Raw genomic sequence first — 13,244 nt, forward strand, 5'->3', positions numbered from 1 at the left:
AGTGGCTCTGGATGTACAACAATGAACGGCCCAACTCGGCGATAGGAGGCATACCTCCAAGACAACTGCTAAAAGCAGCTTAAATTCTACGAATAGCTGTTGCGGTAAATGGGGGGATTACACACTCTCTGCGCTCTCTGCGCTCTCTGCGCTTTCACCTGCAAAAGTAAGACTGGTTACTCCAAAGAGCAGGGCCATAAAAAGAATAAAGTTTTTCACTGGCATTACCTTATAAAAAGTGGTTATAACAAAGATATCTTATTCTTCTTTTTTAGAGAAAGTAAAGTCGTGATTCGAAAAATATGGACAGAGATTTTCCACAGAAATGTGGGGCTGATTTTTCTTGTTATAACCTGCCATGGTTGTGCAACTCTTCCAAAAGAAAATGCTACGTATCTAATGAACCCTGGGGATAAGTTTATCTTTGTAAATAAGGTGAATCGTCATAGGGGAATAATTATTGGATGGCAAGATGCAAAGCCATACTTGCCTATGTTAAAAGACGAATTTCCCCATGCGAGCTATTTGGAATTGGGGTGGGGGGGGCTCGAGTGGTATACAACAGAGCGTAATGATCGCGGTGGTGTGTTGGTGTTAAAAGAGCTTTTTTATCCCACAAGTTCTGGGCTTTATGTAATGCCTTTCTCTAGAGAGCCAGTTGATTTTTATGCCAAGTCTGTTGAGTTGTCTAAGCTAAAAGTGACAGAAGTTTCTTACCAAGCCATCCTAAAAAGAATAGGGGAAACCATTAAACTTGATGCCTCGGGCAAAATAATTCTTGAAAAAAAAGGCACTTCCAGTTCAGGTAATGGGTACCGGATTTACCGTGCTAATGGAAGATATTATTTATTTAATAATTGTAATACTTGGATAAATGGTTTGCTTAAAGAGATTGGCTATTGACTAAGCGATTTGGAAAATGCAGCGCAGAAGATTTGAAAGGCCTGTTAGTCTTTCAGCACGAATCTATCCAAATGGAAACTGAGATGGCTGCAACTCTTAGCGGAAAACTTGATACGGAAATGCCCCGCCCATTTTCATGGCTAAAAATCTATAACTCCACTTTTTTTGAACTGGTAAGTATCTGTGTGTCTTTATTCAACTTGGAATCAAAAGTCATTGAGTTTGCGAATAGCGGCGATCCACAAAAGGCGCTAAGTGATTGGGGTGCTAGCGATGAAACGATTCCGGAAGTTGGTGAGTCAGCTCGCCCCTACGCTCTAGCTGCGCTACAAGCAATATTCAGAACGTTCAAATCTATTCGTTATTATGGTTATTCATTAGATACGTTCGTTTCTAGTTACTCAAAAACCTCAGATGATAAGATCTTATTTAAGATGCTTCGGGTTGATAAGTCATTGCTCGCTCATCCAAATCTCGAGCGCCGAATAGCAATTGCTGAAGCTGAAGGTGACGCCGGCTTTTTCAAAAAACTTGCCTCCGCCATAAATGGGCAGCCCTCCCAGAAACTCCTTGAGTATCCTGAACTTCGATTGTGTCTCGTAGCGCTTCATCAAGAAGATGCTCTCGAAAGTCTCAATGAAGAAAAAGCTTACCAATTGTTTTGCGTAGACTTGGCTATCTATCCACATGACGGGGATGCGGCTAGGAGTCTGTGGAAATTTATTGAGCGTTGGAAGAAAAACTATCCGACATAAAACCGCTTTTTTTATGTCGTGTATCTAACAGGGTTGTCTGATTATTAATACGAACCTCTATTTACCACTGAGGTTCGAAAAATGTATGAAAACTCAAAAGACCCACAATCCAATCAGGCCGGCGGGAAACGGCGTGCAGTTGGCGGCTTTGGCGCAGCCATGATGCCAACGCACCCGGAGCGCGTCGGAACCGACGGTGGAGGTGCGCCACTTAGTAACACAGCACCTTCAAACTGCACAGACTTCCTAAGTGACGTCTCCATTCTTCGGTCTGGCATCGACTCTCTCTACGTGTCGTGTCCGGGTCAAATCACCCCCGAAATGGAAGATCGGCTCCAGTGCTTAAAAGAATCCGCCCAATCTGTCGTGGCAGAGTTGCGAGCTAGTGCGTACCTCGATCTTGAAGGACACCGCTTTGAGGTAAAGGCTCAAGGCAAGGGGCTGTATTCATTCTGTCTTGTTGACAACTGGTTTCACCTCCAGATTTCTTCCCGTGGCTCCGAAAGCCTGCCCATGCTCTATGCTCAAATACGGAGTGAGGTTTTAACTTGTGAAGGGGTAAAGCCAGTGCTCCTGAAGTTGGTACGTATCGCACAGGCTTTGGATTCGGCTGCGGGAGGTTTTCAGGTGAGTCGTGTAGATGTCTGCACGGATTTTGTGACGAAGCTCGATCCCGGCAAGTTTCCACAAGAATGGTGGGTGGGTCGGATTGCTAAGCTCAATCGGTATTCGGAGCATGGCCGTTTCTCCGGTTACACCTTTGGTGCAGGTGGTGATTTATCTTGCCGGTTATACGATAAAACTTTGGAGCTGACGAAATCCAAAAAGGAATACTTTTATCAGGTTTGGACGTTAAACGGTTGGGATCTGGAGTCGAAGGTTTGGCGACTTGAGTTCCAATTTAAGCGTCCTGTTCTTAAGGAGTTGGATGTTTGTGGCGTTACTGATCTGTTGGGGGATTTAGCCGGGCTCTGGGATTATGCGACTCGCGAGTGGCTCCAGCTCAAATTGCCGAGTCTGGATCAAACTCGCAGCCGCTGGCCAACCAATCCATTCTGGGTTTGCCTACAGGAAGCTGATTGGGGCGAAATTGATCGTCACCTCTGGCGGGTCAAAACGGAGCGCGAACCTCAAAAGCACCAGTTGTTTGTAAATGGCTTGGGGGCGTTGTCGTCCTACATGGCGATGACGGGTGTGGTGGATGTGGATACCGGAGTGCAGCGGTTTATTCGTGATGCTCGGCGTTATCACGTCACTCGCAAGGGCTATGAGCGGGCGCTGGATGACCACCTTCTGGAGAAGATTAACGAGAAGGCCAAGCGCTTCAATAAAATCCGCTCTGAATCTTCTGGGGAGCCTGAGAGTGAATGAAATCTTTCGATCTCAACGAGGCGGCGGCCTTCCTCAAAATGTCCCCCTCTGCCCTGCGGGCCAAGGCCAAGCGCGGCGATATCCGGGGGGCAAAACCGGCCAAACAGTGGGTGTTCCTCGAATCCGATCTTGTCGAGCACCTGCGGGCGCTCTATATTGGCCGTGGGCAAGCGCCGTTAAGTGGCTGTGACATGGAGGATTACGAATGTCACTCTACAAACGCGGTGAGGTCTGGTGGGTCAAGTTCACGAGTCCCTCAGGGGAGCAAATACAGCGCTCTTCTGGGACTAAAGATCGGGAACAGGCCCTCGAATACCACGACCGACTAAAGGCCGATCTCTGGCGAAAGTACCGGCTCGGAGAGAAGCCAAGGCGTTCCTGGCAAGAAGCTGTGGAACGGTGGCTCGATATAACGGAAGACAAGGCCGATCACGAGAAAGATATTGGCAAGCTGAGGTGGCTAGATCGTTATCTTGGGAATAAGTGGCTCGATGACATCGACGCTGATTTGATCCATAAGATCGCGAAGGCCAAGAAAAGCGAAGCCAGTCCCTCCACGGCCAATCGTTACCTTGCGCTGATCCGGGCAATACTCCGGGCCGCTTGGCAAGATTGGGAATGGATTGATCGTGTTCCCCGAGTCAAATTATATCGGGAAGAGAAAATACGTGTCCGATGGATTACGCGGGAAGAGGCAGCAAGACTCATCGCTGAACTTCCCGAGCATTTGGCCGAGATGGCGCGCTTTACTCTGGCAACGGGGTTGCGCCAACGCAATTGCAGTTATTTGCGCTGGGATCAGGTGGATTTATCGCGACAGGTGGCGTGGATACATGCTGACGAGTCAAAGTCGGGCAAGGCCATAGCGGTTCCCTTAAATGCGGATGCAATGGCCGTGTTAAGCGAGCGGAAACGCAAGCATCCGGTTTATGTGTTTACCTACAAGGGTAATCCGGTAGAGCGGACATCGACAAAGGCTTGGGCGGCAGCAAAGAAGCGAGCGGGCATTGAGGACTTCCGCTGGCACGATCTGCGGCACACATGGGCGTCATGGCACGTCCAAAGCGGTACACGGCTCCAAGAGTTACAGGAGCTGGGTGGGTGGTCGAGTTACGAGATGGTGCTCAGATACGCGCATTTAAGTGGCGAACACATGCACGAAGCGGCAAAACGTATCGAAGGTACAGTTTTGGGTACAGTGAATCAGCGCAGCGGCTTAAGATTAGTTGTAAGTCATTGATTTAAATGGTGCCCAGAGGCGGAATCGAACCACCGACACGAGGATTTTCAATCCACTGCTCTACCGACTGAGCTATCTGGGCATAGGGCGAGGATGGCGAGCGCCGTCCTCGAAAGGCGCGTATTAAACCCGTTCCTAAACGGGGAGTCAAGTGCTCGTCGGGCAATTATTCGCTGGGCGGCACATAGCCTTCGGCGCGTTCAAATTCTTCTCCCGCAAAGTATTTTTCCATTTCTTGTTGAATGAATTTACGGGCCTTGGGGTCGACCATGCTGAGTTGTTTTTCGTTGATGAGCATGGTTTGGTGCTGTTGCCATTCCAACCAAGCTTGTTTTGAGATGTTTTCAAAAATGTCTTGGCCTTTGGGGCCGGGGTAGGGAGGCTTGTCTAATCCGGGTAGCTCTTGTTGTAGCTTGCGGCAGAATACGGTGCGGCTCATTAGCGAATGTCCTTCAGTAAATCGTTGCTCAGTACGGCATCTAGCAGTTTTTTCACTGGGGCGGCGAAGCCGAGTTGCTGAGAGGGGCTGTTGTTATACCAGAGCTGCCGTCCGGCTTCCATGATGTGGCTGGGTGTTTGGCCCAAGCGAATATGAATGGGCTGAATATCCAGATGGTAGTGGCTAAAGGTATGGCGCAGTGGGTTAAGCATGTTGTGACTTAGTGGTGTGGCGCCGGCGAGTTGTTGTTGGAGTTGGTCTTGCCAATCTTCATCGGTGCTGTGTTCGGGCAGGCTCCACAGGCCGCCCCAAATGCCTTTTTCTGGGCGTTTCTCCAATAGGATTTCTCCTTGGGGATTTTCGATTAGCAGCATTTGGCATTGTTTTACTGGCAGGGCTTTGCGCGGTTTTTTGCCCGGATAGTCGGTGGGATTACCGTTCAAATATGCTTTGCAGTCTTCTTTTACCGGGCATTGTTCGCATTGAGGTTTGCTGCGGCTACATAGGCTGGCGCCGAGGTCCATGATGGCTTGGGTGTAGTCGGCAACACGCTCAGTTGGTGTAAATGCTTCGGCGATTTCCCAAAGGGCGTTTTCTACATTTTTTTGTCCCGGCCAGCCTTCGATTGCGCCGTGTCGGCTTAATACGCGCTTTACGTTGCCGTCGAGAATCGGAGCGCGACCTTGGCAGGCAATGCTGTAAATGGCGGCGGCGGTGGAGCGGCCAATACCGGGTAGGGCTTCTAATTCTTCAAGTTGAGCCGGGAATTGTCCCTGATGTTCGCTTACAACTTGCTGCGCAGCTTTGTGAAGGTTGCGGGCGCGGGCGTAGTAACCGAGCCCAGTCCACAGTGATAACACCGTATCGGAATCGGCCTTGGCCAGATCGTTCACTGTTGGAAATTGCGCCATAAATCGTTCGTAGTACGGAATAACCGTGGCGACTTGGGTTTGTTGCAGCATGATTTCAGACACCCATACCCGGTATGGGGTGATGTCTTTTTGCCAGGGCAGGTTTTTGCGCCCGTGCTGGTCAAACCAGCTCAGTAGTCGGGCGCTAAAACAGGAATTTGACGACGATTTATTTGGCAAGGTACTGGGTTTATGCGGTTTTTTGCGGGTGTTGCCATTGCCAGATTGCGCCATTGGATTTGAAACCGAGGTCGCTCATTAGATTGCAAAGCTCGGGGGCGCTGCGCAGATCTGCTGAAATGCTCACGAGTTCTTCTGGTAAGGCTTTAAAGGCTTGAATTAATAATTGTCTGGCGACCCCCCGGCGGCGAGTAATTTCACGCACGCAGAGACGCGCCATTTGGTAGTCGCCGGCATGAATAGGGGTTAGGGTAAAGCCGGCAATCAGTTTGCCGTTAAAGCGTCCGGCAACCAGAATAAGTTTGTCTTTTTCGGCGGCATTAAGCAGTTTGTCGGTATCTTTTCCGTAGAGGCGTTCCAGATCAGCGCGATCGGGCTCGTCGACAGATTTTATAAACTCGGCGTAGACAGGCATTTGTAACAGCTCTGTGTAGTGTCTTTGGGGGCTGGGAACTTTTATAATACCCATTTTACGCCATATTCTATTGGAAGGTCGATGAACGAACGTAAGGCCACGGTCAGCCGCAATACCCTTGAGACACAGATCACAGTCACCGTTAATTTAGACGGCACTGGCCAGTCACATTTTGAAACCGGTGTGCCGTTTCTGGATCACATGATGGATCAGATTGCGCGTCATGGCTTGATCGACCTGGTTGTTCAAGCCAAGGGTGATCTGCATATCGACGATCACCACACGGTTGAAGATATTGGTATCACTCTTGGCCAAGCCTTTGCCGAAGCGGTTGGCGATAAAAAAGGCCTGACTCGTTACGGCCATGCCTACGTGCCGCTGGATGAAGCGCTGTCGCGGGTCGTGATTGATTTCTCCGGCCGCCCCGGCTTGGAATACCACGTACCGTATACCCGTGCGAGTGTTGGTGGTTTTGATGTGGATCTGTTTTCTGAGTTTTTCCACGGCTTTGTAAACCACGCCAAGGTCACGCTGCATATCGATAATCTGCGCGGCCAAAATACTCACCACCAGGCGGAAACGGTATTTAAAGCGTTTGGTCGCGCTCTGCGTATGGCGCTGTCGGTGGATGAGCGCATGGCCGGCGTAATGCCTTCGACCAAGGGCTGCCTGTAATGAGCAAGACAGTTGCCGTTATTGATTACGGCATGGGTAATCTGCACTCGGTTGCCAGCGCGCTGGAGAAAGTGGGCGCGGAGCTTGAGGGCGGGGTAACGGTGCAGGTCACCGATAACCCTGAGCTTATTCTTGCGGCTGACCGAGTGATTTTCCCAGGCGTGGGCGCAATTCGTGATTGCATGGCCGAGCTTAAAAATCGCGGCCTAGATGAATTGGTGCAAGAAGTGGCGGCCACCAAACCTATGCTCGGCATTTGTGTAGGCATGCAGGCATTGATGGAGCACAGCGAAGAAAACGGCGGTGTGGATTGTTTGGATGTGCTGCCCGGTCGCGTTAAATTTTTCGGTAAGGATTTGCGCGATGCGCAAGGCCAGCGCCTAAAAGTACCGCATATGGGGTGGAATACGGTTAAGCATTGTGGCGATCACCCGCTTTGGCAGGGTATTCCCGACAATAGCCGTTTTTACTTTGTGCACAGTTACTACATCGAGGCGCCAGAATTTGTGGCGGCCACGGCGGATTACGGCGTGGAGATTCATGCTGCATTGAGTTGCGACAATGTATTTGCGGTGCAATTTCACCCAGAAAAAAGTGGTGATATGGGCCTGCGCCTACTGCGTAATTTCCTGCAATGGGAATTGCCTGCCGCCTCATTTTTCCCCGTTGAAGATTAAATTCTAAAGTTTGTTCAGGTTGTTCCTATGTTGATTATTCCGGCAATTGATTTAAAAGATGGCGAGTGCGTACGCTTGCGTCAGGGCGAGATGGGCGATGCCACCGTATATGGTGCCGATCCGGTTGAGATGGCCGCCCGTTGGGTGAAACAGGGCGCTCGTCGCCTGCATTTGGTGGATTTAAATGGTGCCTTTGACGGTAAGCCGGTAAACGGCGAGGCGGTTATGGCGATCGCCAAGGCGTATCCCGATCTGCCGATTCAAATTGGCGGCGGCATTCGTTCTCTGCAAACTATTGAGCAGTATCTGGATGCGGGCGTGAACTACGTCATCATCGGCACTAAGGCAGTGAAAGAGCCTGAGTTTGTGGCCGAGGCCTGCCGCGAATTTCCCGGTGCGGTGATTGTTGGGCTGGATGCTAAAAACGGCTTGGTGGCGACCGACGGCTGGGCAGAAGTTTCAGATATTCAGGCAACAGAGTTGGCCAAGCGCTTTGAGCAAGATGGCGTTAGCTCTATTGTTTACACGGATATTAGCCGCGACGGCATGATGCAGGGCGTGAATATTGAGGCGACGGTGGCCTTGGCGAAAGCGACCGGCATGCCAGTGATCGCTTCCGGCGGGGTGACCAATATGGATGATATTCGCGTGCTGAAAGATGTCTCGGATGCTGGCATTCTCGGTGCAATTACCGGCCGTGCAATTTATGAGGGCGAATTGGATTTGCAGGAAGCGCAAGCTTTCTGTGACGCCTGAGGTTTCTGCTAATGGCTCTGGCAAAACGCATTATTCCCTGTCTCGATGTTGATAAAGGCCGCGTTGTCAAAGGCGTGAACTTTGTGGGTATTCGCGATGCGGGTGACCCGGTTGAAGTCGCTAAGCGTTACAACGAGCAGGGTGCCGACGAGATCACCTTCCTCGATATTACTGCGACCCACGAAGACCGGGCGACGACCGTACACACGGTTGAGCAAATTGCCGCCGAGGTTTTTATTCCGCTTACGGTGGGCGGTGGTATTCGCAAAATTGAAGACATTCGCACCATGCTTAATGCTGGAGCGGACAAGGTAGCTATTAATTCTGCGGCGATTCACAACCCCGAGTTTGTGCGTGAAGCGGCGGAGCGTTTTGGCTCGCAGTGCATTGTTATCGCCATTGATGCCAAACGTGTGGACGATGTGGATGGCCAGCCGCGCTGGGAAATCTTTACCCACGGCGGTCGCAAACCCACCGGCATTAATGCGGTGGAATGGGCGATTAAAATGGTGGACTTTGGCGCCGGTGAAGTCCTGCTGACCAGCATGGATGGCGATGGCACCAAGGCGGGTTACGACCTGCTGCTGACCCACGCAATTTCAGATGCGGTGGCTGTGCCCGTAATTGCTTCGGGTGGTGTGGGCACATTGCAACATCTCGTGGATGGCGTGACGGAAGGCGGTGCCGATGCGGTATTGGCGGCGAGTATTTTTCACTTTGCCGAACATACTGTGCCAGAGGCAAAGGCCTATATGGCAGAGCGCGGCATAGAAGTCCGGCTCTGATCTCTCTCAGCTAACGAGAGAATGTTTGTCTCTCGTTAGCGTTCTATCGCAGCGGCCGTTCCCGCCTGCGACATGATGTACATCCCTTTTAGCAAGTTCAGCGCTTCGTATAGCTGATTGTCGTTAGCGGCAATTTCGGCGTCGTCGTTTTCTACCGCATCGCGGCTTTTGCGATTGCTTTCATTCTCACCGTTATTCAAATGCCCGGCGAGATCGGCTTCGGTGATATTGCTGGAGCGCTCAAGGGTTTCTACTTTGGCGCGCTCCACAACTAGGTCGGGTTCGATTCCTAAAGCCTGAATAGAGCGACCGCTGGGGGTGTAGTAGCGAGCGGTAGTGAGTTTGATGGCGCTATCTTCAGAAAGGGGTAACACCGTTTGTACCGAACCTTTGCCGAAGCTGCGGGTGCCAAGAATAAGGGCGCGGCGATGATCTTGCAGCGCGCCGGCAACAATCTCAGAGGCGGATGCGGAGCCGCCGTTGATTAATACCACCATGGGAGTTTTATCCGCAGGTCGCTCGGCGTTGGCTTCGTATCGGCTGTAAGAATTAGGTAGGCGGCCTTGGGTATACACAATCAGGCCGGAGTCTAGAAATTCATCAACGACCTGAACAGACGCTTGCAGCAAGCCGCCGGGGTTGTTGCGCAAATCTAGTACGACGCCTTTTAGGGGCTCTGGATAGGCTTTAAGTTTTTGTAGCTCACGGCGTAAGTCTGCGCCGGTTCGACTTTGAAATTGGGCAATGCGCAGATAGCCATAGCCGGGTTGAATCATATTGCCGCGTACACTGGCCACGCTGACAATATCGCGAATGAGATTTAGCTCAAATGGCGTGCCGCCGTCGCGTAAAACAGTAATGGCGATTTTGCTGCCCTTAGGGCCGCGCATCAGGCCAACCGCTTGCTGCAAGGTCATGCCTTTAATGGGGGTGTTATCAATTTGAATAATCAGGTCGCCACTTTTCAGGCCGGCGCGTTGAGCGGGGGTGTCGTCGATAGGGGCGATGACTTTGACAAAGCCATTCTCCATGCCGACTTCTATGCCAAGGCCGCCAAATTCGCCACTGGTGTGAGTTTGCAGATCTTCGTAAGAGCTTTTGTCTAGATAATCGGAATGGGGGTCGAGTCCGGTGAGCATGCCGCGTATGGCATTTTCCAGCAGAACTTCGTCGGTTACTTCTTCTACATAGGCAGAACGAATTTGATTAAACACATCGGCAAAGTTGCGCAGCGACTGCATGGGCAGTGGTGCTTCTGGCTCTGGGGCTTTAGGTGGCGACTCGGCCAGTGCGGCAGTGCTTAATAAAAGGCAGCCGCAAAAAATAGCGGTGTGGCGGTAAAAACGAGTCAGCATAGTTTTAAAGCTCTGGTGGTGACCCTTCAGATTGTAGCTTGCGATGGCTAGCGACACCAACGGTAAGGGTTAGTGGGTTTGCCTTTATGTCTTATTTCAAAATACAGGCCATTTTGCTGGCGGCCACCGCTGTTACCTACCGTGGCGATGGCTTCGCCGGCTTTCACCCATTCTCCCTCGCCGCGCAGCAGGCTTTGATTGTGGGCATAGAGGCTGAGGTACTCTCCGCCATGATCCAGTATCAGTAGCAGGCCTGAGCCGCGCAGCCAGTCGGCGTAGACCACTCGGCCATTGTGAATTGCTTTAACGGTATCGCCTTCTTGGGCGGCGATTTGAACGCCCTGCCATTTCACGGCGCTGCCCTGACGCGGCGCGCCATAATTATTAAGGCGCTTGCCGGCAGCGGGCCACGCCATTTTTCCGCGCATTTTGGCGAAGGGTAGATAGCTTTCTGGAATGATGATTTCGGTAATTTCTTCGGTCAGCGCTTTGAGTACGCCTTCTAATTCTTGGCGCTGACGATCTAGGTCTGAGAGCGAGTCTTTTTGGTTGGCGAGTTTGCTGTCTAGTTGAGCGACAATATTGGCGCGGTCAGATTTTTTGGCGTTGAGTTGTTGTTCTTGTTTATCCAGTGCGGTTTTTTGTGCGGCCAGTTCTAGCGTGGCGCTATTAACCTTGGGAATCAGTTCTTGAATTTCAACTAATGTCTGCCGGTAGTTTTCTAGCTGCTGACGACGGGCCTTATTAAAGTAGTCGTAGTAGCCCATCATGCGCGAAACGGCATTGGGATCTTGTTGGTTAAGCAGCATTTTTAGCTGGCTTTCATTGCCCAGCATATAGGCGCTGCGCAATTGCTTGGCGATCAGCGCTTTCTGATTTTGTTGCTGGATGTTGAGTTCGCGTTGGCGGTTTTCCAGTTGCTGTAATTTGCTTTGCTGGCCTCGGTAGCTGGCTTCAATTTGGCGTTGTTCGCGAGCGAGCTTGCCTATTTCGCGTTCTACTTCTTGTAGCGATTGCTGAGCATTGTCGCGCTGACTCAAGGTGCCGGTGATGGTGTTCTTTAATTTTCGAATTTGGTCGAGCAGGCGGCTGAGTTGTTGCTCACTCTGCTGCTGGTCTTGGGCCTGGGCTTGGGTTGAAACTAGCGGAGAAATTACGGCACAGGTGAGTAATAAAACCCGTGCCGTCAACTGTGCCCAGGGCGACATCTCGCTGCTGCCTTAGCGGGGAAGCAGCAAGTTGTGGCCAGTCATTTCTGCAGGTTGTTCGATATTTAAAAGACCAAGCAGAGTGGGGGCGATATCGCAGAGGCGACCGCCTTTGGGGTCGAGTTGCAGGGGCTTGTCGCCCACATAAAACAAGGGCACCAGTTCGGTAGTGTGCTGGGTGTGTGGTTGCAGGGCATCGTAATCCTGCATTTGCTCACAGTTACCGTGGTCGGCAGTGATCAAGCATTGGCCACCCACTTCGCGCACGGCGGCGCAGACTTTTTCAAGTGCACTGTCCAGTGCCTCTACCGCTTTTACGGCCGCCTCAAAAACGCCGGTATGTCCAACCATATCGCCATTGGCGTAGTTGCAGATAATGGCGTCGTAGTTACCGCTCTTAATGGCGGCAACCAGTTCTTCGGTCACTTCCGGTGCGCTCATCTCGGGCTTGAGATCATAAGTTGCGACATCGGGAGACTTGATCAGTTTGCGATCTTCGCCTTGGTATAGCGCCTCGCGGCCGCCACTAAAGAAGAAAGTGACGTGGGCATATTTTTCAGTTTCGGCAATACGCAGTTGCGTTCGGCCAGCGCTTTCCAGCACTTCACCAAAGCTGTTGGCAATATTGTCTGGCGGGAATGCCACGGGGCCATCCAGATCGTCGGCGTACTGGCTGGTCATTACGTAGCCGCCTAAATTCAGCATGGGGCCGCGCTCAAAACCATCAAAGTTTTTGTCGATAAAGGCATAGCTGAGTTCGCGGGCGCGGTCGGCGCGGAAGTTCATAAAGATAACGGCATCGCCATCGGCAATACGGGCATCTTCTTGTGTGGCCGTTTGAATAATGCTGGGAGCAACAAATTCATCGTTCTCGTCGCGGGCATAAGCCGCATTGAGAGCATCTACAGAAGAGTCGTAGCGGTACTCGGCCTTGCTCTCGGTCAGCAGGCGATACGCTTTTTCTACGCGATCCCAGCGCTGGTCGCGATCCATCGCGAAATAACGGCCCACAACAGAGGCGGTGCGACCTACGCCAAGTTCGGCGAACTTAGCATCGGCACGCTCTAGTGAAGATTGTGCGCTGCGCGGCGGCGTGTCGCGGCCATCTAAAAAGGCGTGCAAATAAATTTTGTTGGCGCCGCGTTTGGCGGCCAGTTCCATCATCGCAAACAGATGTTGCTCGTGGCTGTGCACGCCGCCTGGAGACAGTAGGCCCATAATGTGAATGGCCTTGCCATTCTCGATCGCTTTGTCGACGCTTTCGGTATAGGCGGGATTATTAAAGAAGTCGCCATCGGCAATCGCTTTATCAATGCGGGTAATGCTTTGATAAACAATGCGCCCTGAGCCTAAGCTCATATGGCCCACTTCAGAATTGCCCATTTGCCCGTCGGGCAGGCCGACATCAAGCCCAGAACCGGAAATCAGCGTGTGGGGAACGGACTGCCACAGTTGATCTAAGTACGGGGTGTTGGCGTGGTAAATCGCATTGTCTTCGGGGGCTTCGCGGTAACCGAAACCATCCAGAATAATCAGTACAACCGGTTTTTTGGGCGCTGGGGTGGTCATGAGCG

14 protein-coding genes, 1 tRNA gene and 1 pseudogene are annotated in these 13,244 nt (G+C 51.6%); 9 read left to right on the top strand and 7 right to left on the bottom strand.

What is annotated here, in order from left to right; all coding sequences use genetic code 11:
• Window positions 1-108: 108 nt before the first annotated feature.
• From IB286_RS13185 to IB286_RS13200, 5 genes and pseudogenes are all read left to right on the top strand, one after another.
• Window positions 109-903, top strand: coding sequence for a DUF2459 domain-containing protein (locus IB286_RS13185; RefSeq protein ID WP_190766340.1), 795 nt, complete (start codon window positions 109-111; stop codon window positions 901-903).
• Window positions 900-1,658: a hypothetical protein gene (locus tag IB286_RS13190; RefSeq protein WP_190766341.1), complete on the top strand. Its 759-nt coding sequence runs from the start codon at window positions 900-902 to the stop codon at window positions 1,656-1,658. Before IB286_RS13185 ends, IB286_RS13190 begins: the two co-directional genes overlap by 4 nt.
• A gap of 81 nt (window positions 1,659-1,739) precedes the next feature.
• The gene (locus tag IB286_RS13195; RefSeq protein ID WP_190766343.1) at window positions 1,740-3,029 is read left to right on the top strand and encodes a replication initiation factor; all 1,290 of its coding nucleotides are present in this window, start codon (window positions 1,740-1,742) and stop codon (window positions 3,027-3,029) included.
• Window positions 3,026-3,166 (top strand): annotated as a pseudogene (locus tag IB286_RS15825) (helix-turn-helix domain-containing protein); the annotation flags it as partial. The gene IB286_RS13195 and the pseudogene IB286_RS15825, both read left to right, overlap by 4 nt.
• Before the next feature lie 68 nt (window positions 3,167-3,234).
• Window positions 3,235-4,269, top strand: coding sequence for a tyrosine-type recombinase/integrase (locus IB286_RS13200; RefSeq protein WP_190766345.1), 1,035 nt, complete (start codon window positions 3,235-3,237; stop codon window positions 4,267-4,269).
• A 6-nt stretch (window positions 4,270-4,275) separates the two neighbouring features.
• Here the strand turns inward: IB286_RS13200 and IB286_RS13205 are convergent.
• The 4 genes from IB286_RS13205 to IB286_RS13220 form a co-directional block, all read right to left on the bottom strand.
• Window positions 4,276-4,351, bottom strand: a tRNA-Phe gene (locus IB286_RS13205).
• An 84-nt stretch (window positions 4,352-4,435) separates the two neighbouring features.
• Window positions 4,436-4,708 (bottom strand): oxidative damage protection protein, encoded by a 273-nt coding sequence (locus tag IB286_RS13210; protein WP_190766347.1) that lies wholly within the window; start codon window positions 4,706-4,708, stop codon window positions 4,436-4,438.
• Entirely contained in the window at window positions 4,708-5,853 is a 1,146-nt protein-coding gene (gene mutY / locus IB286_RS13215; protein WP_190766349.1) for an A/G-specific adenine glycosylase, read from the bottom strand. The genes IB286_RS13210 and mutY overlap by 1 nt, the downstream gene beginning before the upstream one ends.
• Window positions 5,810-6,214: an acetyl-CoA sensor PanZ family protein gene (locus tag IB286_RS13220; protein ID WP_190766351.1), complete on the bottom strand. Its 405-nt coding sequence runs from the start codon at window positions 6,212-6,214 to the stop codon at window positions 5,810-5,812. Before IB286_RS13220 ends, mutY begins: the two co-directional genes overlap by 44 nt.
• 81 nt (window positions 6,215-6,295) lie before the next feature.
• Here IB286_RS13220 and hisB point away from each other — a divergent pair, with 81 nt between their 5' ends.
• From hisB to hisF, 4 genes are read left to right on the top strand one after another with little or no spacing between them, the layout of a single operon-like run.
• Window positions 6,296-6,889 (top strand): imidazoleglycerol-phosphate dehydratase HisB, encoded by a 594-nt coding sequence (hisB, locus tag IB286_RS13225; RefSeq protein WP_190766353.1) that lies wholly within the window; start codon window positions 6,296-6,298, stop codon window positions 6,887-6,889.
• Window positions 6,889-7,566 (top strand): imidazole glycerol phosphate synthase subunit HisH, encoded by a 678-nt coding sequence (hisH, locus tag IB286_RS13230; RefSeq protein WP_190766355.1) that lies wholly within the window; start codon window positions 6,889-6,891, stop codon window positions 7,564-7,566. Before hisB ends, hisH begins: the two co-directional genes overlap by 1 nt.
• A 27-nt stretch (window positions 7,567-7,593) precedes the next feature.
• A complete protein-coding gene (gene hisA / locus IB286_RS13235; RefSeq protein WP_190766357.1) occupies window positions 7,594-8,322 on the top strand; it encodes a 1-(5-phosphoribosyl)-5-[(5-phosphoribosylamino)methylideneamino]imidazole-4-carboxamide isomerase in 729 nt (242 codons plus the stop codon).
• 11 nt (window positions 8,323-8,333) lie between these two features.
• On the top strand, window positions 8,334-9,107 hold the full coding sequence (gene hisF / locus IB286_RS13240) for an imidazole glycerol phosphate synthase subunit HisF (RefSeq protein ID WP_190766359.1): 774 nt from the start codon (window positions 8,334-8,336) through the stop codon (window positions 9,105-9,107).
• Window positions 9,108-9,142: 35 nt separating this feature from the next.
• On the opposite strand, the gene IB286_RS13245 is transcribed toward hisF, so the two are convergent.
• The 3 genes from IB286_RS13245 to gpmI are packed head-to-tail and all read right to left on the bottom strand — an operon-like array spanning window position 9,143 to window position 13,239.
• Window positions 9,143-10,462: a S41 family peptidase gene (locus tag IB286_RS13245; protein ID WP_190766362.1), complete on the bottom strand. Its 1,320-nt coding sequence runs from the start codon at window positions 10,460-10,462 to the stop codon at window positions 9,143-9,145.
• A gap of 47 nt (window positions 10,463-10,509) precedes the next feature.
• Window positions 10,510-11,670 (bottom strand): murein hydrolase activator EnvC family protein, encoded by a 1,161-nt coding sequence (locus IB286_RS13250; protein WP_190766364.1) that lies wholly within the window; start codon window positions 11,668-11,670, stop codon window positions 10,510-10,512.
• A 12-nt stretch (window positions 11,671-11,682) separates the two neighbouring features.
• The gene (gene gpmI / locus IB286_RS13255) at window positions 11,683-13,239 is read right to left on the bottom strand and encodes a 2,3-bisphosphoglycerate-independent phosphoglycerate mutase (protein ID WP_190766366.1); all 1,557 of its coding nucleotides are present in this window, start codon (window positions 13,237-13,239) and stop codon (window positions 11,683-11,685) included.
• Window positions 13,240-13,244 lie beyond the last annotated feature (5 nt).

Origin of the sequence: Spongiibacter pelagi (assembly GCF_014705705.1) — a bacterium.
GTDB lineage: Bacteria > Pseudomonadota > Gammaproteobacteria > Pseudomonadales > Spongiibacteraceae > Spongiibacter > Spongiibacter pelagi.

Excerpts from the sequence above, each read along its gene's own strand:
- IB286_RS13185 (WP_190766340.1), top strand. The coding sequence starts at position 109 with ATGGGGGGATTACACACTCTCTGCGCTCTCTGCGCTCTCTGCGCTTTC.
- IB286_RS13195 (WP_190766343.1), top strand. The coding sequence starts at position 1,740 with ATGTATGAAAACTCAAAAGACCCACAATCCAATCAGGCCGGCGGGAAA.
- IB286_RS13200 (WP_190766345.1), top strand. The coding sequence starts at position 3,235 with ATGTCACTCTACAAACGCGGTGAGGTCTGGTGGGTCAAGTTCACGAGT.
- IB286_RS13210 (WP_190766347.1), bottom strand. The coding sequence starts at position 4,708 with ATGAGCCGCACCGTATTCTGCCGCAAGCTACAACAAGAGCTACCCGGA.
- mutY (WP_190766349.1), bottom strand. The coding sequence starts at position 5,853 with ATGGCGCAATCTGGCAATGGCAACACCCGCAAAAAACCGCATAAACCC.
- IB286_RS13220 (WP_190766351.1), bottom strand. The coding sequence starts at position 6,214 with ATGCCTGTCTACGCCGAGTTTATAAAATCTGTCGACGAGCCCGATCGC.
- hisB (WP_190766353.1), top strand. The coding sequence starts at position 6,296 with ATGAACGAACGTAAGGCCACGGTCAGCCGCAATACCCTTGAGACACAG.
- hisH (WP_190766355.1), top strand. The coding sequence starts at position 6,889 with ATGAGCAAGACAGTTGCCGTTATTGATTACGGCATGGGTAATCTGCAC.
- hisA (WP_190766357.1), top strand. The coding sequence starts at position 7,594 with ATGTTGATTATTCCGGCAATTGATTTAAAAGATGGCGAGTGCGTACGC.
- hisF (WP_190766359.1), top strand. The coding sequence starts at position 8,334 with ATGGCTCTGGCAAAACGCATTATTCCCTGTCTCGATGTTGATAAAGGC.
- IB286_RS13245 (WP_190766362.1), bottom strand. The coding sequence starts at position 10,462 with ATGCTGACTCGTTTTTACCGCCACACCGCTATTTTTTGCGGCTGCCTT.
- IB286_RS13250 (WP_190766364.1), bottom strand. The coding sequence starts at position 11,670 with ATGTCGCCCTGGGCACAGTTGACGGCACGGGTTTTATTACTCACCTGT.
- gpmI (WP_190766366.1), bottom strand. The coding sequence starts at position 13,239 with ATGACCACCCCAGCGCCCAAAAAACCGGTTGTACTGATTATTCTGGAT.